Source organism: Azonexus sp. GW821-FHT04F04 (assembly GCF_059420025.1).
In genome coordinates this window covers 230,816-250,776 of sequence record NZ_JBWKSX010000004.1, presented here as the reverse complement: position 1 = coordinate 250,776, position 19,961 = coordinate 230,816, and the positions used below count along the sequence as shown (strand labels likewise).

Annotated in this window: 14 protein-coding genes; 11 read left to right on the top strand and 3 right to left on the bottom strand. The window is 63.0% G+C overall.

Going from position 1 to position 19,961, the window contains the following annotated elements; translation table 11 throughout:
- Positions 1 to 9: 9 nt before the first annotated feature.
- Entirely contained in the window at positions 10 to 2,061 is a 2,052-nt protein-coding gene (gene recG, locus AC07TV_RS10510) for an ATP-dependent DNA helicase RecG (protein ID WP_494648335.1), read from the top strand.
- Here recG and AC07TV_RS10505 read toward each other — a convergent pair.
- On the bottom strand, positions 2,051 to 2,911 hold the full coding sequence (locus AC07TV_RS10505) for a LysR family transcriptional regulator (protein WP_494648334.1): 861 nt from the start codon (positions 2,909 to 2,911) through the stop codon (positions 2,051 to 2,053). The two genes, recG and AC07TV_RS10505, sit on opposite strands and share 11 nt — an antisense overlap.
- Before the next feature lie 100 nt (positions 2,912 to 3,011).
- Between AC07TV_RS10505 and AC07TV_RS10500 the strand changes: the two genes are divergently transcribed.
- The 4 genes from AC07TV_RS10500 to AC07TV_RS10485 are packed head-to-tail and all read left to right on the top strand — an operon-like array spanning position 3,012 to position 6,555.
- Positions 3,012 to 4,214, top strand: coding sequence for a YbfB/YjiJ family MFS transporter (locus AC07TV_RS10500; protein WP_494648333.1), 1,203 nt, complete (start codon positions 3,012 to 3,014; stop codon positions 4,212 to 4,214).
- A gap of 13 nt (positions 4,215 to 4,227) precedes the next feature.
- On the top strand, positions 4,228 to 5,211 hold the full coding sequence (gene acuI, locus AC07TV_RS10495; protein ID WP_494648332.1) for an acrylyl-CoA reductase (NADPH): 984 nt from the start codon (positions 4,228 to 4,230) through the stop codon (positions 5,209 to 5,211).
- Complete coding sequence (locus AC07TV_RS10490; protein WP_226497023.1) at positions 5,211 to 5,414, top strand: tautomerase family protein; 204 nt, start codon at positions 5,211 to 5,213, stop codon at positions 5,412 to 5,414. The genes acuI and AC07TV_RS10490 overlap by 1 nt, the downstream gene beginning before the upstream one ends.
- A 58-nt stretch (positions 5,415 to 5,472) precedes the next feature.
- Positions 5,473 to 6,555 (top strand): NADH:flavin oxidoreductase/NADH oxidase, encoded by a 1,083-nt coding sequence (locus AC07TV_RS10485; RefSeq protein ID WP_494648331.1) that lies wholly within the window; start codon positions 5,473 to 5,475, stop codon positions 6,553 to 6,555.
- A 343-nt stretch (positions 6,556 to 6,898) separates the two neighbouring features.
- Here AC07TV_RS10485 and AC07TV_RS10480 read toward each other — a convergent pair whose 3' ends face one another.
- The gene (locus AC07TV_RS10480) at positions 6,899 to 7,789 is read right to left on the bottom strand and encodes an alpha/beta fold hydrolase (protein WP_494648330.1); all 891 of its coding nucleotides are present in this window, start codon (positions 7,787 to 7,789) and stop codon (positions 6,899 to 6,901) included.
- 140 nt (positions 7,790 to 7,929) lie between these two features.
- On the opposite strand from AC07TV_RS10480, the gene AC07TV_RS10475 reads away from it, so the two are divergent.
- From AC07TV_RS10475 to AC07TV_RS10450, 6 genes are all read left to right on the top strand, one after another.
- Positions 7,930 to 8,727 carry a phytochelatin synthase family protein gene (locus AC07TV_RS10475; protein ID WP_494648329.1) on the top strand — a complete coding sequence of 266 codons (798 nt, stop codon included), beginning with the start codon at positions 7,930 to 7,932 and terminating at the stop codon, positions 8,725 to 8,727.
- 561 nt (positions 8,728 to 9,288) lie between these two features.
- Positions 9,289 to 13,353, top strand: coding sequence for a PIN domain-containing protein (locus tag AC07TV_RS10470; RefSeq protein WP_494648328.1), 4,065 nt, complete (start codon positions 9,289 to 9,291; stop codon positions 13,351 to 13,353).
- A 230-nt stretch (positions 13,354 to 13,583) separates the two neighbouring features.
- Positions 13,584 to 13,895 (top strand): ArsR/SmtB family transcription factor, encoded by a 312-nt coding sequence (locus AC07TV_RS10465; protein ID WP_494648327.1) that lies wholly within the window; start codon positions 13,584 to 13,586, stop codon positions 13,893 to 13,895.
- Entirely contained in the window at positions 13,895 to 16,036 is a 2,142-nt protein-coding gene (aas, locus tag AC07TV_RS10460; protein WP_494648326.1) for a bifunctional acyl-ACP--phospholipid O-acyltransferase/long-chain-fatty-acid--ACP ligase, read from the top strand. Before AC07TV_RS10465 ends, aas begins: the two co-directional genes overlap by 1 nt.
- Positions 16,037 to 16,142: 106 nt before the next feature.
- The gene (locus AC07TV_RS10455) at positions 16,143 to 18,023 is read left to right on the top strand and encodes an MFS transporter (protein WP_494648325.1); all 1,881 of its coding nucleotides are present in this window, start codon (positions 16,143 to 16,145) and stop codon (positions 18,021 to 18,023) included.
- Between the two features lie 15 nt (positions 18,024 to 18,038).
- On the top strand, positions 18,039 to 18,413 hold the full coding sequence (locus AC07TV_RS10450) for a response regulator (RefSeq protein ID WP_494648324.1): 375 nt from the start codon (positions 18,039 to 18,041) through the stop codon (positions 18,411 to 18,413).
- Between the two features lie 32 nt (positions 18,414 to 18,445).
- Here AC07TV_RS10450 and AC07TV_RS10445 read toward each other — a convergent pair.
- On the bottom strand, positions 18,446 to 19,961 hold a 1,516-nt coding region (locus AC07TV_RS10445; RefSeq protein WP_494648323.1), incomplete at its 5' end, for a hypothetical protein.

Sequence of the window (19,961 nt, the reverse complement as noted above, 5' to 3'; positions counted from 1 at the left end):
TTACGCCTGATGACGACAAGCGGGGCGCCAGCCCCGACTTCTCCGCCCATTCGCGCCTCCGAGGCGTTGCAGAAGAAGCTCGCCAAGATCGGCCTCCATAGCGAGGCCGATTTGCTGGTGCACCTGCCACTGCGCTACGAGGACGAAACGCGCATCACGCCGGTCAATCGGAGTTTTGGCAACGAACCGGTACAAATCGAGGTCGTTGTTCAAAGCAATGAAATCCAGTTCCGCCCACGCCGGCAGATGATCGTGCGGGCGGCGGACGAGAGCGGCGAGATCACGCTGCGCTTTTTCAGTTTTTATCCGAACCAGCAGGCGGCGCTCAGCGAAGGTTCGCGCATCCGGGCTTTTGGCGAAGTGCGCGGCGGCTTCTTTGGTGCCGAGATGGTGCACCCGCGTTTCCGCAAGGTCGGCGACGACGAGCCGCTGCCTTCGGAATTGACGGCGATTTACCCGACGACCGCCGGCCTGGCCAATTCGGCCCTGCAAAAACTCATCGGCAAGGCGCTGGCGGTCGGCGATCTGTCCGAAACGCTGCCTGAGGAATTGCGCCAGCGGCTCAAACTGCCGGGGCTGGCGCGCAGCCTGCGCTTTTTGCACACGCCGCCACCCGGCACCGATCTCGACACCCTGCACGCGCGCAACCATCCGGCCTGGCGGCGCGTCAAATTCGACGAAGTGCTGGCTCAGCAACTGTCGCTGCGCCGGGCCTATCTCGCGCGCCGCGAGCAGGGGGCGCCGGTGCTGGTGGCGCGCGACGATCTCGGCGCGCGGCTCCTCGACCAGCTGCCGTTTGGTCTTACCGGCGCGCAATTGCGGGCGATGGCCGAAATCGCCGATGACCTGGCCCAGCCTTATCCGATGCAGCGTCTGCTGCAGGGCGACGTCGGCGCCGGCAAGACCATCGTTGCCGCGCTGGCCGCGTGTCAGGCCATTTCGGCCGGCTGGCAGGCGGCCTTCATGGCGCCGACGGAAATTCTCGCCGAGCAGCATTATCTGAAATTGAAGGACTGGCTGGAACCGCTCGGGGTCAAGGTGGCCTGGCTGTCCGGCAGCCTGAAAACCAAGGCCAAACGGGAGCAACTCGCGGCGACGGCGGCCGAAGCGCAACTGGTCGTCGGCACGCACGCGCTGATTCAGGATGGCGTCGATTTCGCCAAGCTCGGGCTGGCCATTGTCGACGAGCAGCACCGTTTCGGCGTCGCCCAGCGCCTCGCCCTGCGTAAGAAGGGCGACAACCCGCATCAGCTCATGATGTCGGCGACGCCGATTCCGCGTACGCTGGCCATGAGCTATTACGCTGATCTCGACGTCACCGTGCTCGACGAACTGCCGCCCGGCCGGACACCGATCAAGACGCGGCTGGTCGCCGATAACCGGCGCGACGATGTGGTCGGTTTTGTGAAAAAGGCGGTCGAGGAAGGCCGGCAGGCGTACTGGGTTTGCCCGTTGATCGAAGAGTCCGAGGCGCTGCAATTGCAGACGGCGCAGGAAACCTACGATTTCCTTTTTGAGCAATTTTCCGGGTTGACCGTGGGATTGGTGCATGGCCGCCTGAAAGCCGATGAAAAGCAGGCGGTGATGGCCGCCTTCGCAGCCGGCGACATCGATGTGCTGGTGGCGACGACGGTCATCGAAGTCGGCGTCGATGTGCCGAATGCCAGCCTGATGGTCATCGAGCACGCCGAACGTTTTGGCCTGTCGCAACTGCACCAGTTGCGCGGCCGGGTCGGCCGCGGCAAATATGAGTCGAGTTGCGTGCTGATCTATGCCGGGCCGCTCGGCGAGATTGCCCGCCAGCGCCTGAAGATCATTTTCGAAAATACCGACGGCTTCGAGATCGCCCGCCAGGATCTGCAGATTCGCGGACCGGGCGAGTTCGTCGGCGCCCGGCAGAGCGGGGTGCCGTTACTGCGCTACGCCGATCTCGAAATGGATGCCGATCTGGTCGAAATGGCCCGCGACGTGGCTGAGGAAATGCTGACCGAGCACCTCGAACTGGCCGAACGCCACCTCAAACGCTGGCTCGGTTCGCGCGAAGAGCTGCTTAAATCCTGACGCGATTGGCCGAGGCGATGATGCCGTCGCTCAGCGTCTTCAGCGCTGCCATCGCCCGCGCTTCGCGCAGATAGATCATGCCGGTCGGAACCAGACTGAATTCGTCGGGCACCGTTTCGATGACGAGGTCGGCAGCATGGCTCGATTGCTCGACGACGCGGCGCGGCATCAGCGTCCAGCCGAGGCCGACGGCAATGCAGCCGAGGATGCCTTCGAGCGTACCGAATTCCATGGCATCCGAAACGGCATGGCCCTGGGCGCGTTGCCAGGCGACGGCGCGGGTCCGGTAGGCGCAGCCTTCGCGGAAGAGGATGAGCGGCAACAGGACCGGATCGGTGCCGGCGGCGTGCACCTGGACCAGTTCCTCGACGACCAGTTCGTCGAAGCGCAGATCGGGATGGATGACCGGGCCGGCGACGAAGGCGCAGTCGAGCTTGTGGTCGAGGACTTTGCCGGTCAACGTGCTGGTCGTGTCGGTCGTCACCCGCAGTTCAAGGCCCGGGTGTTCGGCCCGCACGGCTTTGAGGGCGCTTGGCAGATGCAGGGCGGCGAAGGTTTCCATGGCGCCGATGCGCAGTTCGCCGGCGCTTTCGCCGACCTGCCGCACGGCGCTGGCCGTCTGGCGTTCGAGCATGAGCATCCGGCGCGCGTAGTCGAGCAGCACCTTGCCTGACGGCGCGAGTTCGAGGCCGCGACCCTTGCGGAAGAACAGTTCGGCGCCGAGTTCTTCTTCGAGCCGCCGGATGCGGCCGGTGACGTTCGATTGCACGGTGTTCAGCTTGCGTGAGGCGGCGAGGATGCCGCCTTCTTCGACGACGGCCTGAAAGGTGCGGAGGGCGACGAGTTCCATCGTGTATCTCTAAATAAGAATGGTTCGTTCAAAACAAATCATTTGAGTTGATACTTTACTCTGTTTATTGTTCGGGTATCAATAACAAAGGGAACATCCCATGAACTCACAGAGAGAGCGCTTCAAGGTGCTGGGTGCCGGGATTTTCAGCTTGCTGCTGACCTTCGGTGTCGCCCGTTTCGCCTACACGCCGCTGCTGCCGATCATGCAACAGCAGGCTGGCCTTGGCCTGGCGGAAGCCGGCTGGCTGGCGGCGTTCAATTACGCCGGCTACCTGAGCGGGGCGCTGATTGCGTCGCTGATCAGCGATCTGGTGCTCAAGGACCGGCTGTACCGGATCGGTCTGGTCGTCGCCATCGTGAGCACGATCATGATGGGGCTGACTGCCGATCCATGGCTGTGGATGGCCTCGCGCTTCATCGCCGGGCTGTCCAGCGCGGCCGGCATGCTGCTCGGCACCGGGCTCATTCTCAACTGGCTGATCCGCCACAACCATCGGCCGGAACTGGGCATCCATTTCGGCGGCATCGGCCTCGGCATCGCCGGCTGTTCGATTGCCGTGTGGTTGACCAACGGCTGGCTGGACTGGCGCGAACAGTGGTTCGCCTTTTCGGCCATTGCCTGCGTGCTCATCGTGCCGGCGCTCGCCTGGTTGCCGGCACCCGATACCAGCACGGTAACCAAGAGCGGTGCGCCGATGCGCGACAACCCGCCCAGCCCGCTGTTTCTGCGTATCTTCATGGCGGCGTATTTCTGCGCCGGTTTCGGTTATGTGATCAGCGCCACCTTCATCGTTGCCATCGTCGACGGTTTGCCCGGGCTATCCGGGCAGGGCGCACTCGCCTTCCTGGCCATCGGTCTGGCGGCGACCCCGGCTGCCTTCAATTGGGACCTGATCGCGCGCTATACGGGCGACATCAATGCCCTCATCCTCGCCGCCGTGCTGCAGATTGTCGGCATCATCATGCCCGTTGCGGTGGGCGGGCTCTACGCCACCCTGTTCGGCGCCCTGCTTTTTGGCGGCACCTTCATCGGCATGGTCAGTCTGGTGCTGACCATGGCCGGGCGCTATTACCCGACCAAGCCGGCCAAGATGATGGGCAAGATGACGCTTTCCTACGGCGTCGCGCAGATCATCGGCCCGGCCATCGTTGGCTGGCTGGCGACGCGGCTCGGCAACTATTCGATCGGCCTGACCATCGCGGCCGGCGTCATGGTGGTTGGCGTTGTCCTCTTGGCTATACTGAAACTTGTCGAAAAGCGGGACGCCACCCTGGCGCTCGAACCCAGCTTGCAGAACTAAACGGAGACCAGACATGTTCAAGGGAATTCTGATTGAGAAGGATGACGCCGGTTACCGCGCGTCGGTACAGGACATCGATGAAAGCCAGTTGCCGGAAGGCGACGTGACGGTGCGCGTCGACTATTCGTCGCTCAATTACAAGGACGGCCTGGCGATTACCGGCAAAGGGCCGGTCGTTCGCAAGTTCCCGATGGTGCCGGGCATCGACATCGCCGGCACGGTCGAAAGCAGCAGCCACGCCGACGTCAAGGCCGGCGACCGAGTCGTGCTCAACGGCTGGGGCGTCGGCGAAACGCACTGGGGCGGGCTGGCCCAGAAGGCGCGGCTCAAGGGCGACTGGCTGGTGCCGCTACCCGCCGCTTTCAGCGAGAAACAGGCCGTTTCGATTGGTACCGCCGGCTACACGGCCATGCTCTGCGTCCTGGCGCTCGAGCGCCAAGGCGTCAAGCCGGCCGATGGCGAAATCGTCGTTACCGGCGCGGCGGGTGGTGTTGGCAGCGTGGCGATCGCCGTGCTGGCCAAGCTCGGTTACACGGTTGTTGCCGTCAGCGGTCGGCCGGAAGAAACCGATTATTTGAAGCAGCTCGGCGCGGCCGAAGTGCTCGACCGCAGCGTTTTCTCGGCGCCCGGCAAGCCGCTCGGCAAGGAGCGCTGGGCGGGGGCAGTCGATGTCGTCGGTTCGCACACGCTGGCCAACATCTGCGCGACGACCAAATATCGCGGCGTCGTGACCGCCTGCGGGCTGGCTGGCGGCATGGATTTCCCGTCGTCGGTGGCGCCTTTCATCCTGCGCGGCGTGACGCTGGTCGGCATCGACAGCGTGATGTGTCCACGGCCCGAGCGGCTTGTTGCCTGGCAGCGCCTGGCTGCCGATCTCGATGTCGGCAAACTCGGCCTGATCACGCATGAAGTCTCGCTGGCCGAAGCCATTCCGACGGCGGCACAACTGATGGAAGGCAAAGTGCGCGGCCGTGTCGTTGTGGATGTGAATCGCTGATGCCCTACGTCAATATCAAGATCACCCGCGAAGGGGCGACGCCGGAACAGAAGGCGCGCCTGATTGCCGGCGCAACGCAATTGCTCGTCGACGTGCTCGGCAAGAACCCGAAAACCACGGTCGTCGTCATCGATGAAGTCGATACCGACAACTGGGGCGTGGCCGGCGAGTCGATCACCGTTCGCCGGGCGCGCGGCGAGTGAATCCACCTGTTTTTCGAGCTTCCACGGTCAACCGGAATTTTTGCCCAAAATTGAAATCATGAGTCACCTCTTCGAACCCCTGAAACTGCGCGACGTCACCTTCAAGAACCGCATCGGCATCCCGCCGATGTGCCAATACTCGGCCACCGACGGCATGGCCGGCGAATGGCATTTCATCCACTACGGCAGCCGCGCCATCGGTGGCGCCGGCCTGATGATCCTCGAAGCGACGGCGGTCACGGCCGCCGGCCGGATCAGCCCGGGTGACCTCGGCTTGTGGAACGATGAACAGATCGCGCCTCTGGCCAAGATTGCAGCCCAGGCCAGGGCGCAGGGTTGCGTGCCGGCCATCCAGCTTGCCCACGCCGGGCGCAAGGCCAGTGTCGGGCTGGGTTGGGGCGAACAGCGGAGCTTGCGCGCCGATGAAGGCGGCTGGCAGGCCGTGGCGCCGTCGGCCGTGTCGTTCGGCGAAGGCTACGCCCAGCCGCATGAACTGAGCCTCGCCGAGATTGCCGAAGTCGTCACGGCCTTCGTTGCGGCCGCCAAGCGGGCTGTCGTGGCTGGCTTCCAGGCCATCGAACTGCACGCCGCCCACGGCTATTTGCTGCACCAGTTCCTGTCGCCGCTATCGAATCAGCGCACCGATGCCTGCGGCGGCAGTTTCGACAACCGTACCCGCCTGCTGCGCGAGGTCGTGACCGCCGTGCGCGCCGTGTGGCCGGACAACCTGCCGCTGCTCATCCGCTTGTCGGCTACAGATTGGGTAGAAGGCGGCTGGACGGCTGACGAAACGGTCGAGCTATGCCGCGGCCTCAAGGCGCTCGGCGTCGATCTGGCTGACATCTCGACGGCTGGTCTGGTGCCGACCGCGAAGATTCCGGCTGGCCCCGGCTTCCAGACCGAATTCGCCGCCCGCGTCCGCAGCGAAGCCGGCTTGCCGACGGCTGCCGTCGGCCTGATCACCTCGGCCGTGCAGGCCGACCACATCGTGCGCAGCAGTCAGGCCGACATGGTGCTGATCGGCCGCGAAATCCTGCGCAATCCTTACTGGCCGCTGCAGGCCGCGCAGGAATTGCGACAGGTCGGCGTCTGGCCCAACCAATACTTGCGCGCGGCGCCGAGCGGGTCAGTCGGCCGCTGATTTTTCCAGCTGCAAAAAACAGAAGGCCCGGTGTCGTCCACCGGGCCTTGTTGCGTTGCACAAAAAATTTTTCATCAATCGGGAACTTTTGCCGCGAGCCGTGTCTTACAGCCTGTTTTGCAAACTAACCCAACCTAAACAGAGGCATATAAAAATGGACGAACTCTCTTACGTCGGCATCACTTTCACCGTGGTTATAATCGGTCTGGCCTGCTTCATGGCCGCCAAGCTGGCCTCGAAGACCGCCTACCACTAAGAAGGTAAGGTTTGGCTGAAAGCCGGGTTTTCCCGGCTTTTTTCATTTTTGGCCCAAATTTCCGGTTGACCGTGGGATTCCCCCGAATCAGCCGATAAACGCCTCGACAATGCGCGCCACCTCGGCTGGCTGGTCATGGTGCAACATGTGGTCGGCCTGCTCGACCCATTCCTCGCGGACATTGGCAAAGCACGCCTGACGCGCCTCCCAGTCGCCCGGCCGCTGCCCGAAATCGCGAATGACCCACGATTGCCGGCCAGCCACCCAGAGCACCGGGCAGGCGATCTGCTTCCAGATCGCCATCGATTCCTCCAGTCGGAACAAATACGGCGCCGGCGCCTTGTGCCACGGGTCGCCGTTCCAGATGATGCCGTGATGACGCAGGCCGGCCCGGTTTTCGCCATCGCCGACGCGGGCCAGATGTTTGGCCAGGAACTCGGCGCGCTCGGCCGTCAAAAAGCGGTCGCTGTGCAACAGTCGGCGGGCAAAGGCCGCGCGGTCGGCGTAAGCGTGCATGCGCGGCGGCTTCTTGAGGGCGCCCAGCCACTGCTGGTAACGCTCGGGCGCCATCTCCGGCGTCGTCGGCGCAATGCCGAAACCCTCCAGCGACACCACGCTTTCAACGCGCTCGGGCCGAATGCCGGCATAGAGACAGGACAAAATCCCGCCCATGCTGTGGCCGACCAGCTTCACCTTGCCCTCCGGCGCATAGCGATCAACGATGGCCTCCATGTCGCCCAGATGTTCGGCGAAGAAATACGGCCGGTTCAGCCACTCCGATTGGCCAAAGCCGCGCCAGTCCGGCGCCACGATATTCCAGTCTTTCGCCAGTTCATCGACAACAAACTGGAACGAGGCCGAAACATCCATCCAGCCATGCAGCAGGAAAAGCGTCGGCGCATCGGGGTTGCCCCAGCGCCGGATGTGCAGGCGGACGTCGGGCAGATCGAGAAATTCGGAGCGTGAAGGTTTCATCATGGTTCGGCACGGCTGGCCGCATGAAGCGGCGCAAGCCCGCGCTGGCAGTTGGGGATGGGCCATTTTGACACGCTTTGACGCCATCCCGTTGGCGCCGCAGCGAGCGTTAAAATGGCCTCCCCCGTTCGCTGGAGAAAACGATGTCAAAGCCCGGCCACATTGCCAGCGTGCTGCTCATGGCCAGTCTGCTCGGCGCTACCGCGCTCGCCCGTGCCGACGCCACGCCGCAAGTCCAGCCCCTGCTGCCCTTCGCCTCGACAGAAGGCCTCGAACGCCTGGCGCGGAGCACGGCAAAAAGCGACTTCGCCCCGCTCGCCAACCAGTTCGAAGCCCAAGCCACCATCGCCTTCTGCGGCCCGACCACCGCCGCCATCGTCCTCAACACCCTGCGCCCAGCGGCCATCGAGACGCCCCGCGACCGCAGCCGCCTGCGTCCCGAAGATGACCGCTACCTGCCGAAAACACTGCAACTCACCGTGCCCCGCCACACCCAGGAAAGCGTCATCGCCATCGGCAAAAAGACGCGCGCCCAGGTCTTCGGCGAACCCGCCACCGTCAACGGCAAGCTCATGCGCGACGGCGGCTACCAGCTACGCCAGCTCGACGAACTGCTCAAGGCCCACAGCCTCGCCACCCGCCTCGTCATCGTCGATGCGCAAACCGCCGAAGCCGATATCCGCCGCGATCTCATCGACAACCTCAACCGCCCCGGCGACGTGGTGATCGTCAATTACCAGCGCGCCGCCGTCGGCCAATCCGGCGGCGGCCACATCTCGCCCCTAGCCGCCTACGACACCGCGACCGACTCGGTACTCATCCTCGACGTCAATCCCAGCCATTACCCGTGGGTCTGGATGCCCGTTTCCACCTTGATCAAAGGGATGCGAACCAGGGATGTGGTCGAGAACCGGGGCTACATTCTGGTTCAGGCGCGGTGAGCTGTTCAGCGAGGAAGCACGCCCACTTCTGGCCGGGGCTGAAGTAGCCCTAAGTCCACCAAGGGTCTGCCCCGGTATCTTCATCGTCATCCGTTTCGATCCCTTCTTCTTCACGTTCATCATGAAACGGGTGGTCCGGTTTATGGGGGTGATGGATAGGATCCTTGGGGTTTGGGGTGTCGGGCTCGATGGGCGGACGGCCAGGTGAAGTCGGCATAAACGTTCCTTGCTACTGTCGTTCAATGCCATTGGGCAGATATCCATTCACAAGGTTGCAATTCATTGAACATGCAACTCAACTTGAGCCTAAGTTTTCTAGGCATTCTGTGATCGGCTGATGCATCGAAGGTTTGCCGGGTGATTTCTACGTCCCTGATTTTGTCGGATGAATAGATGAGTGACCAGGTTCCACTTCTTGGCCATTGCATACGTTGGCGGTGGCTCGGTCGAGTGGCCGGTGACTCGTAGGTTGCCGACATTGAGGCTTCATGTCACTTGAAGGGCTGCGTTTCCTCATATACGTCATAATTCAACGTTAGTCGCGCGACCTGAGGACGAATCTTGCTAGGCATCCCGTCAGAACTTTCCATCCCGAAAAACGAAAGCGATTTCGAAAAGATGTGCGCCGAGATATACGGCGTCCTCTTCGGGGACCCTCTACCGAACATGAACGGACGCAAGGGACAGGAACAAAGGGGCGTGGACGTCTACGTGACCCACAAGGGTGTCGGAAAGATCGGCGTCCAATGCAAGAAATATTTTAAGACGAAACTGACTTGGGCGCACGTCGAGGATGAGGTGCGCAAGGCGGACGACGGAAAACAGCCAATAGTTCGCCTTCTCATCGCGACGACCACTCCCAGCGACGCCTCTCTGCAACAGAAGGTCCAGAAGCTGTCCGGCGAGAGGATTGCGAAGGACATGTTCGACGTGAGCGTCGATTTTTGGGAGGACATCGAGACTAGGGTCTCATCCTTTCCCATCCTTCAGGAAACCTACGCCCCGAACTCGCCCGGCGGCGTCTTCAACCGTGTCGAGAGGGGGCATGAGGAAATAAAAAGAGGTGTCTCGGACACCCTTAAAGCGGTGCTGGACACCAAGGAGATGCTCGTGGAGGCCGTCCTGCCTGAGGGCAGGGCCGATTCTCTGAACAAGATGGTCACCGAACAGCTGGACCGGACGAGCGCCCTCGTCAGGGCAGGCAAGTTCCGCGACGCCCTTGAAAACGCCGATGCCGCTGGCAAAGACCTTTCCGGCTTCGATGCCCACCAAAAGGCGCGCTGGCACCATCAAAGGGGGGTGTGCTTCTGGCTGTCCAGGGACGACGCCAAGGAAGCGGCCCGACTGTTCGCAAAGGCGTACGCATGCTGCCCGGACGACGAGAGGGTCGCCGCAGGGAGGGTCCGCGGGCTGATGCTCTCCGGGGACAACGAAGGCGCCGTCAAGGCGGGGATCGAGGAGTCGGAACGCTTTCCCCTGTCCGCCCAGGTTTGGATCGCGACGGCCAACGCCCGCATTTTGCTCGGGGAGAACGTCACCATCGAAGACGCGCCGCGCAAAATAAGGGGGGAGGCTGAAATCCTCTATTTCGCGGCGGCCGCCAGCCATCAGGCGGGAAACCATGAAAAGGCATTGGAACAGGCTGAATCTGCTGCTGAACACAAGGATTCAGGGTTTTTCGCGCGGGACGCCTTCCTCGCGTTTGCGGTGGAGGACTGCGCCAAGGACCCGGTTCTTGCTCTGCACGGGCTGCTTCCGGCCGAGCGTCGACGCAGGTTGGTGAGGGCGACGGAACTGTTCCTGCCGCACTCCGAGCGGCTGTGGTCAGTGCAAACCGACGACGTCTCCAGGGCCGCCGCCAATCTCGGGTTCGCCTTCCTTCTGCTCGGCGACGCCCGGGCGGCCCTCGACTTGGTCGGAGAGGCCCGGGTCGGCGGCGTTGCAGACCCCCAACTCGTCAGGATTGAGATACAGGCCCTCTACGAACTCGGCCGGAAGGCCGATGCGCTCGCCGTCGCCAAGGAGCACCTCGATGATCTGACCATCGAGGCGGTTGCAGCCGCATGCGAGATAGCCGCTGCCGGCGGCGACGCTGAGTTCGTGGAGACCGCCCATCTGACGGCCGGGGAACGTTTCCCGGATAGGGGTGAAATACTTCGCTACATCGGCGGCCTAGTGTGGGCTGCGACTGCAAAGAGGGGCGGGAAGTCGAAGGTCGTCGAGATGATCATCCGCGCCGACCCATTCGGCACCGGCGAAATTGACATGCTGTGCAGGGCGGCGCCAATCATGAGGTGGGCGGGACGGCCGGAGGAGGCGGAGAGGATGGAGACCGCCGCCTTGTCGAAAATCGGCCCGGAAAGTCCGCAGGGCGAGTTGTTGATCGTGGCGGAGACGCTATTCGGCGCGTCGAGATGGCTGGAGGCGTCCAAGCTCTACGAACGGCTGCTTGCCCCGGGTGCCAAGACGGCGTCCGAACTTCACGCCAGACTCCTGACCTGCTACGTCGAAACTGAAAAGAGGGGGAAGGCCAAGGCCTTGCTGGCCTCGCTTCCTGAGGGATGGGCGGACGTCGAGGATTTGAGGCGGTGTGCCATGGACATGGGCCAGATGGCCGGGGATTGGCATTTTCTTGAGCCATTGGCCAGGAAGCAACTCGACAAGCGTCCTGGCGAGGCCGCCTCGTGGTTGTTCTGGATGTCTGTTCTGGACCGGGTGGCCGGCCCGTCGCGCTTCCAAGACGAACTGCTTGGCGTTCCGGACGACCTGTCAGGGTCGGTGCGGAACGTCGCCACCCTGGCAAGCCTGGAGTTCAGATACGGGCGGACGGAGCGTGCCCTTCGCCGCCTTTATCGGCTGGTGCGCATGAATCCAGACAACCCCCAAGCGCTTTCCGCATACCTGCTGTCCCTGCTGACAAACAAGATTCCGTCGTTGGAAAGCAGCCCGACCTGTATTTCCCCCGGCTGCAACTGCGTGTTCGAGGAGGCGGACGGGCGTCGGGACAGTTTCGTCATCGACCCCATGGACTGCGACGGTTTGCCAGACAGGACCGGCTTCTACCATCCGGCTTCGGAGTTCGCCCAGTCCTTCATCGGCAGGGGCGTGGGGGACGAGGTCGAGGTCTCGATGATGTTCGGGACGGCGAAGACGGTACGGATAGCAGCCATCGGCTCCTCATATCTCACCCTGCTTGAAATGGCTCAGGAGCGCGCCGCCAGACTGGACGGGCTGCCAAACGTGCAGTCGCTGAAAATCGGCGATTCCGGCGATCCAGTGAAGGATTTGGCCCCCCTGCACGAAATGCTGAGCAGGTCCTCGGCCTTTTCCCAAGGAATGCTGGACATCTACGCCCAAGGCCTGCTGACGCTATCCAAGTTGTCGGAACTGCTCGGGCGTTCGCCGGTGGACGTCTGTCAAGGGTGGCCGGACGAGGCGCCGCCCCTGTTTGTGGGCGCTGGGTTGGGCGCAGAGAGAACTGCAGCCCTGGAACTCGTGTTGAAGCGCGAAAAGCCGTTCGTGGCGGACTCCTTCGCCTTGGTCGAACTCGCCAGGTTCGACTCGGAGTCAGCGCTTTCCTGTCTTGGCGAGGTTGTGGTCAGCCACCGAACGAAGGAGATAATCGAAGCCTTCGCTGAACGCTCCAAGTCCTCCCCCGAAGCCGGAACGGCCTACGACGCCGGTGGCCGGATTGGCTTCGTCGAATACGACGAGTCATACCGAAAAAGGCAATCGGATTTCGGCGAAAGGCTTCTGAATGTTCTCCGCGAGTACTGCCGGGTCGAGCCTGGCTACGGGGACTTCGGGGACGACGAGGAGGCTGCCAAGATTTCCGAGATTCTCGGGGATGAGGGACGGGAGGCCGTGCTTCTCGCGAAGGAGCATGGCGGGGTGCTCCTTACTCTCGACGGACGGCTGCGCCAGTTGGCAAAGCACTTCGCGGGAGTCGGAGGCGTGTGGCCTCAAGCGCTGGTGATGGCTGCATCTGCTTCCGGCATCCTACCCAAACACGATGCGAATGCTTTCACCGCCGGCTCCTTTCTCTCCAAGCGTTCTTTCGTGTCCCTGGACTCCGGCAACATCCTCTGGATGCTCTCCCAGGGAGACTGGTCGCTACAAAGGGGAATGACGCGACTAAAGGATTACGTCTCGTCGACGGAGACGGAACTCGCGTCAATCGAGAAGGTGATTCTTGAGTTTTTAGAAATGCTGCTCCGGATCAACCCTCAGCTAGGCGCCTACGGCGAGTTCCTGGGACACCTGGCCGAGGCGGTATTCCGCCGGGCTGACTGCCCGCCGGATTGGATGGAGAGGCTGGACCAGTTTGTCGCCAAACTCCTCGCTGACAGCAGAGGTGGAGACTACGCGGTCGACGTCCTGAATGCTGCGCGTGACGAAGATTTGAAGGTTAAGTACCATTTTCTTGTCAGTTGCCTCAAAGCGGCCCGCAAACGGGTCGAGAATCCGGAGCGAAACGACACCGTCAAGGTTAAGGTGCTTTTTTGCGGCCGCGGGCCGAAGTTCATCATCGACAAGTCTGCCCACATGACTGAATCGACGATGGTTGGCGCAAAGGCGGAGAAAGCAGAGGAGGTTCATTCCGACGGCGCGAACGCCAGCCCATGACAGCCAAGGTGCAATGAAGTTTGCTGCAGTGCCGCCTCCGAGGGGACGGCGTCGCCGCGCCAAGCCCGAAACCCCATGCGGGACGCAATTGTTCTCCCATATGCGCTCTCCGCGGCCACACAGTTTCATCGAGCCAGACTTGTTTGCCGAACGTTCTCGTATGGCGGCATTGGAAAATCCAAAATAAAAACGCTTGACGAAGTCATGTCGATATAACTAAGATCATCGATATGAAAAACGACTATACCCAAACCATTCCGGCCGCATGGCAGGCGATGTCCCGGATTTTCGTGGCGCTGGGCGATGAGCATCGGCAGCGCATCCTGCTGCTTTTTGAGCCGGGCGAGCGGCTTAATGTCGGGCAGATTGCCGAGGTGTCGACGCTGGCCCGGTCGACCGTTTCGCACCATCTGAAAATCCTGCACGAGTCCGGCGTACTGGCTTCCGAAAAGATCGGCAAGGAAGTCTGGTTCTGGATCAACCGCGATTCGCTGGAAACCACTTTCACCAACGTCCTGAATTACCTCAAGGAAAATTCCTGATGCGCAAATTGTTGCGGCCGCTGTTGCGCGGCCTGGCCCGGTTGCTTTTTCGCGTCGAAATTTCGGCGCAACAGGCCAATTTCAAGCATGAGCGACTGCTCATCGTCGCCAATCACCAGTCTTTTCTCGATGGTTTGCTGATCGGGCTGTTCCTGCCCGTCGACCCGGTTTTCGTCGTCCATACGACCATCGCCGAGAGCTTCTTTTTCCGCATCCTGCTTTCGCAGGTCGATTATCTGGCGGTCGATCCGACCAGCCCGATGGCCATGAAGAAGGTCATCCGCCTGATCGAATCCGGCCGGCCGGTGGTCATCTTCCCGGAAGGGCGGATCACGCTGACCGGTTCGCTCATGAAGGTCTACGACGGCCCGGCTTTCGTTGCCGCCAAGACCGGGGCGACGGTGGTGCCGGTGCGCCTCGATGGCGCTTCGCGCAGCTACTTCTCGCGCCTGTCGGGCAAACATCCGCGGACGCTGTTCCCGAAAATCCGCCTGAGCATTCTCGCCGAGCGCCATTTCCCGATGCCGGAAGGCGCCACCGCCAAGCTGCGTCGCCGCAAGTCGGGCGAAGCGATGCGCCGCTTGATGCAGGAAATGATCTTCGCCTCGCGCCCGCAGCAGACGCTGTTCTCCGCGCTGTGCGACGCCGCCGATATCTACGGCCGCGGCCGGCGCCTGCTCGAAGACGTCAAGCAGATCGAGTATTCGTACAACGACCTGTTCAAGATGGCGCTCATGCTCGGCCGCCAGATCGAGCGCATCTCGCAGCCCGGCGAGAAGGTCGGCCTGCTGCTGCCCAATCTGGTGCCGACAATTGGCCTGATTTTCGGGTTGACCGCAAGAAAGCGCATCCCGGCCATGCTCAACTATTCGGCCGGCACCGACGCCATGCAGGCCGCCGTCGATGCGGCGCAAATCCACACGGTCGTTACCTCGCGCGCCTTCGTCGAGCAGGCCAAGCTGGGTGACAAACTGGCCGGTTTGAAGGGCGTGCAACTCGTCTATCTCGAAGACGTCCGCGAAAATATCGGCCTCGGCGACAAGCTCTGGCTGATGGCCTACGGACTGCATTTCCCGCGCGCCTTCGAGTTGCCGGCCTCGCCGGAAGACGCCGCCGTCGTGCTCTTCACCTCGGGTTCCGAAGGCAAGCCGAAGGGCGTCGTCCTGCCGCATCGTGCCATCCTCGCCAACGTCGCGCAGATATGCTCGGTCATCGACTTCTCGGTCCACGACAAGGTGCTCAATGCCCTGCCCATCTTCCATTCCTTTGGTCTGACGGCCGGCGCGCTGCTGCCCGTGCTGAGCGGCGCCAGCCTCTTCCTCTACCCGTCGCCGCTGCATTACCGCGTGATTCCCGAGTTGGCCTACGACCGCGGCTGCACGGTGCTCTTTGGTACCTCGACCTTCCTCGCCAACTACGCCAAGTTCGCCAATCCCTACGACTTTTATCGTCTGCGCTACGTCGTGGCGGGGGCCGAAAAGCTGTCGGAATCGGTGCGTAGTCAGTGGTTCGAGAAATTCGGCCTGCGCATTTTTGAAGGCTACGGCGCGACCGAAACGGCGCCGGTGCTCGCCGTCAATACGCCGATGGCCTATCGCACGGGCACTGTCGGCAACCTGCTGCCGGGTGTCGAACACAAGCTGGTTCCCGTGCCCGGCATCGACGGCGGCGGCATCCTGCACGTCCGCGGTCCGAACGTCATGGCCGGCTACCTCAAGGCCGACCAGCCCGGCGTGCTGCAAGCGCCGGTGTCGGATGTCGGCGAAGGCTGGTATGAAACCGGCGACGTGGTCGAACTGGACGACGACGGCTTCGTGAAAATCGTCGGCCGGGTCAAACGTTTCGCCAAGATTGCCGGCGAAATGGTCAGCCTCGAAGTCGTCGAAAAACTCGCCACGGCGACCTCTCCGGCCTTGCCGCACGCGGCATCCAGTCAGCCCGACCCGGCCAAGGGCGAGGCGCTGGTGCTGTTCACCACCGACGGCGAACTGACCCGCGAACTGCTCGCCGCCAAGGCCCGCGAAACCGGCATTCCTGAACTCGCTGTGCCGCGCAAGATCCACAAGGTCGATTCGCTGCCGCTGCTCGGCACCGGCAAGGTCGATTACGTGACGCTGAAACGCCTGGCGGAGGCGGTATGAACTCGAATTTCTGCGTTCCCACGGTCAACCGGATTAATTGCCCAAAAATGAAATCCTTTCCTTTGACGGCTATGCTGGTCAGTCATTTTCTTGCTGCGAGCCACGCATGAGCGGTCAATTCGGACTCCTGAAAACCCGGCGTTTTGCGCCTTTCTTCGTCACGCAGTTTCTTGGTGCCTTCAACGACAACCTGTTCAAGAACGCGCTGGTCGTCCTGCTGACTTTCCAGGCGGCGCAATGGACGACGGTCAAGCCCGAACTGCTGGCCAACATGGCGGCGGGCGTGTTCATCCTGCCCTTTTTCCTGTTCTCGGCGACGGCCGGGCAGCTCGCCGACAAGTTCGACAAAGCGATGCTCGCCCGCCTCGTCAAAGTGCTGGAAATGGTCATCATGGGCGTCGCGGCGGCCGGTTTCTTCGCGCACAGCCTGCCCGTACTGATGGAGGCGCTGTTCCTGCTCGGTTGCCATTCGACGCTGTTCGGGCCGGTCAAGTACGCGATCATGCCGCAGCATCTGCACACCGATGAGCTGGTCGGCGGCAATGCGCTGATCGAGGCCGGGACGTTTGTCGCCATCCTGATCGGCACGCTGGCCGGCGGCCTGCTTGCCGGGTCGGTCGAGCATCCAGCATGGATTGCGGTCGGCGGTTTTGTCGTGGCCTTTGCCGGCTACTTGACCAGCCGGGGAATTCCGACCGCGCCGCCGCCGGCGCCGGAGCTGACGATCAACCTCAACCCGCTGTCCGAAACCTGGCGCAACATCGCCTTCGCCCGGCAGAACCGCACGGTTTTCCTGTCCATCCTTGGCATCTCGTGGTTCTGGCTCTACGGCGCGCTCTTCCTCGCCCAGTTCCCGGCCTACGCCAAGTTCGTGCTCGGTGGCGGCGAGTCGGCGGTGACGATGCTGCTGGCGATTTTCACGGTCGGCATCGGCATCGGCTCGATGCTTTGCGAGCGGATGTCGGGCAAGCATGTCGAAATCGGCCTGGTGCCTTTCGGTTCGATCGGCCTGACGCTGTTCGGCCTCGACCTCTACTTCGCCTCGCCGGTCGGCCTGCCCGGCACGACGCCGCACGAACTGCTCGCCTTGCTCAGCATCCCGGCCATCTGGCGTGTGCTGTTCGACCTCATGATGCTTGGCGTTTTCGGTGGCTTCTTCATCGTGCCGCTCTACGCGCTGGTTCAACTGCGCAGTTCGCCCGAACATCGGGCGCGCATCATCGCCGCCAACAATATTCTCAACGCCCTGTTCATGGTCGTCGGGGCGCTCGGGGCGGCCAGCCTGCTGGGCGCCGGCCTGTCGATGCCGGCCTTGTTCGGCCTGGCGGCGCTACTCAATGCGCTGGTGGCGATCTATATCTACGGGCTGGTGCCGGAGTTTTTGCTGCGTTTCGTCGCCTGGCTGCTGGTCAAGGCGGTGTACCGGCTGCGTACCGAGGGCATCGAGCACATCCCGCAGGAAGGCGCTGCCGTACTTGTCGCCAACCATGTCAGTTTCGTCGATGCGGTGGTGATCATGGGCGCTTCGCCCCGGCCGGTGCGCTTCGTCATGGACCATCGTATTTTCAGGACGCCGATGCTCGGATTCATCTTCCGCCATTGCGGCGCCATTCCCATCGCCTCGGCCAAGGACGACCCGGCGATGCTGGAAGCCGCTTTCGCCGAGGTCGGCAAGGCGCTGGCCAATGGCGATCTGGTCGGCATCTTCCCCGAAGGCCACATCAGCCGCGACGGCCAATTGCAGACCTTCCGCCCGGGCGTCTCGCGCATTCTCGCTGCCAACCCGGTGCCGGTCGTGCCGATGGCGCTCGGCGGCCTGTGGGGCAGCTACTTTTCACGAATCGACGGCGAGGCGATGAAGACGCCGTTCCGGCGTGGCGTGTTTTCGTCGATCAGCCTCCGTGTCGGGGCGCCGATTTCTCCGCAAGCGGCGACGCCGGAACATTTGCAGAACGTGGTGGCAGCGTTGCGCGGAGCGCGCTTGTGAGGGGAGCCTGAGCGAGTGAATCTGGTCGGCAAAAAAGTGCTGGTGGTCGATGATATGAGCGCGATTCGGCAGGTCATCATGGCCCATCTCAAAAGCGTCGGTTGCGAGCCGCTGGGCGTCAGCAACGGGCGTGTCGCGCTCGATTTGCTCGCCCGCCGTCCGTTCGATCTGGTCTTGTCCGACTGGAACATGCCGGGCATGGACGGAACGCAGCTGGTCACTGCGATCCGCGCCCGCAACAAGACCATTCCCATCGTCATGGTGACGGCCGAAGGCGACCCCAAACTGTTGGAAACCCTGCGTGAGCTTGGCATCAGTGGCTACATCATCAAGCCGTTCAAGCCGCAGGCTTTGCTCAAACTGTTGCAGAAGATCTTTCCGAAACGCTGAGCGGCCGGGCAAGCCGCGGGGCCGCTGCGCCGTCAGTAGAGCCGAATGGCCGAGTCGAAATACCAGGTCCGGCGAATCTCGACGACATCGAAGTCGCGGCCCAGCGCTGGCGAGAAGGTCTGATAGGGCGCCAGGCTGTGCACGATCTCCCGTATCGCGTTGTCGATGGCGGGCACGCCGCTGGACAGCACAAATGTCACGGACTCGACCGAGCCGTCGCTGCGAATGGCCACCGTGACCAGCGGCTTGGTGTGCGGCTGCCTGACCAGCTCGCGTATCGATTCGAAGGCCGGGCTGAAATGAATCTTCCGGCTCCAGGCTTCGGCATACATGATGAGTTCGGCGTTGGGGTCGGCGCGCCCGAAGAGCCGGCCACGGCGCAAGGAGCTGGCCGACGGTGAAAGGCGGTTTGCTGCCTCCGCCGCCTTGCGGCGGTCGGCTTCCTCGTCGAGTTGTCGTCCAATCGCCCGCAGCTTCGCGTCCCGTCTGGCAGCCTGCTCGCGCGCTTCACGCTGCGCTGCTTCCTGTCGTGCCGCTTCCTGGCGAGCGGCTGCTTGTCGTTCGTTCTCCTGACGCTCGGCCGCCAGTCGCTCAGACTCTGCCCGGGCGGCTTCCTGACGTGCCGCCTCTCGGCGCGCTGCTTCCTGGCGGGCGGCAGCTTGCCGCTCATTTTCCTGACGTTCGGCGGCCAAGCGTTCGGCCTCGGCCCGGGCGGCTTCCTGACGAGCAGCCTCACGTCGCGCTGCTTCCTGATGGGCGACAGCTTGCCGTTCGTTTTCCTGACGCTCGGCGGCGAGGCGCTCAGCTTCGGCCCGGGCGGCTTCCTGCCGTGCCGCCTCTCGGCGCGCTGCTTCCTGGCGGGCGGCAGCTTGCCGTTCGTTTTCCTGGCGTTCGGCGGCGAGGCGCTCGGTCTCTGCGCGGGCAGCTTCCTGACGAGCAGCCTCACGTCGCGCTGCTTCCTGGCGAGCGGCAGCTTGCCGTTCGTTTTCCTGACGCTCGGCGGTGAGGCGCTCAGCTTCGGCCCGGGCGGCTTCCTGGTGGGCGGCGGTTTGTCGTTCGTTCTCTAGGCGCTCGGTGGCGAGGCGTTCAGCGTTTGCTCGTGTTTTTTCCAGCTGCGCGGCTTCCAGTCGGGCCGTTTCCTGGCGCGTCAATTCTTGTCGGGCGGCTGCCTGTAGCGCGTTCTCGAGGCGTTCGGCCTCAAGTCGTTCCGTTTCCTGTCGTACGGCTTCCCGCTGCGCAGCCTCCAGCCGTGCGGTTTTTTCGCGCGCGGCGTTCTCGGCGACGGGTGTTGGCTCGACTGGCGCGGGAGGAACGATGAACTCGGGTTCCTTGGCGTGCTCCATGGCGATTACGCTTCGAAATGGCTTGGCCGGGGGCGGTGAAACGGCCGGTATGTTGGCCGGGGCCGCGTTGCTTGGTGGCGGGCTGACATTCGCCGTCGGCGTGATCGGCGCCAGGGTTGCAGTGGTGGGTTGCGCCGCGGCCGGCTCGGGAGTCTTGAGTGCCACGGGCTCGGCAGCGACGGTTGGCTCGATTACCCCGGACGGA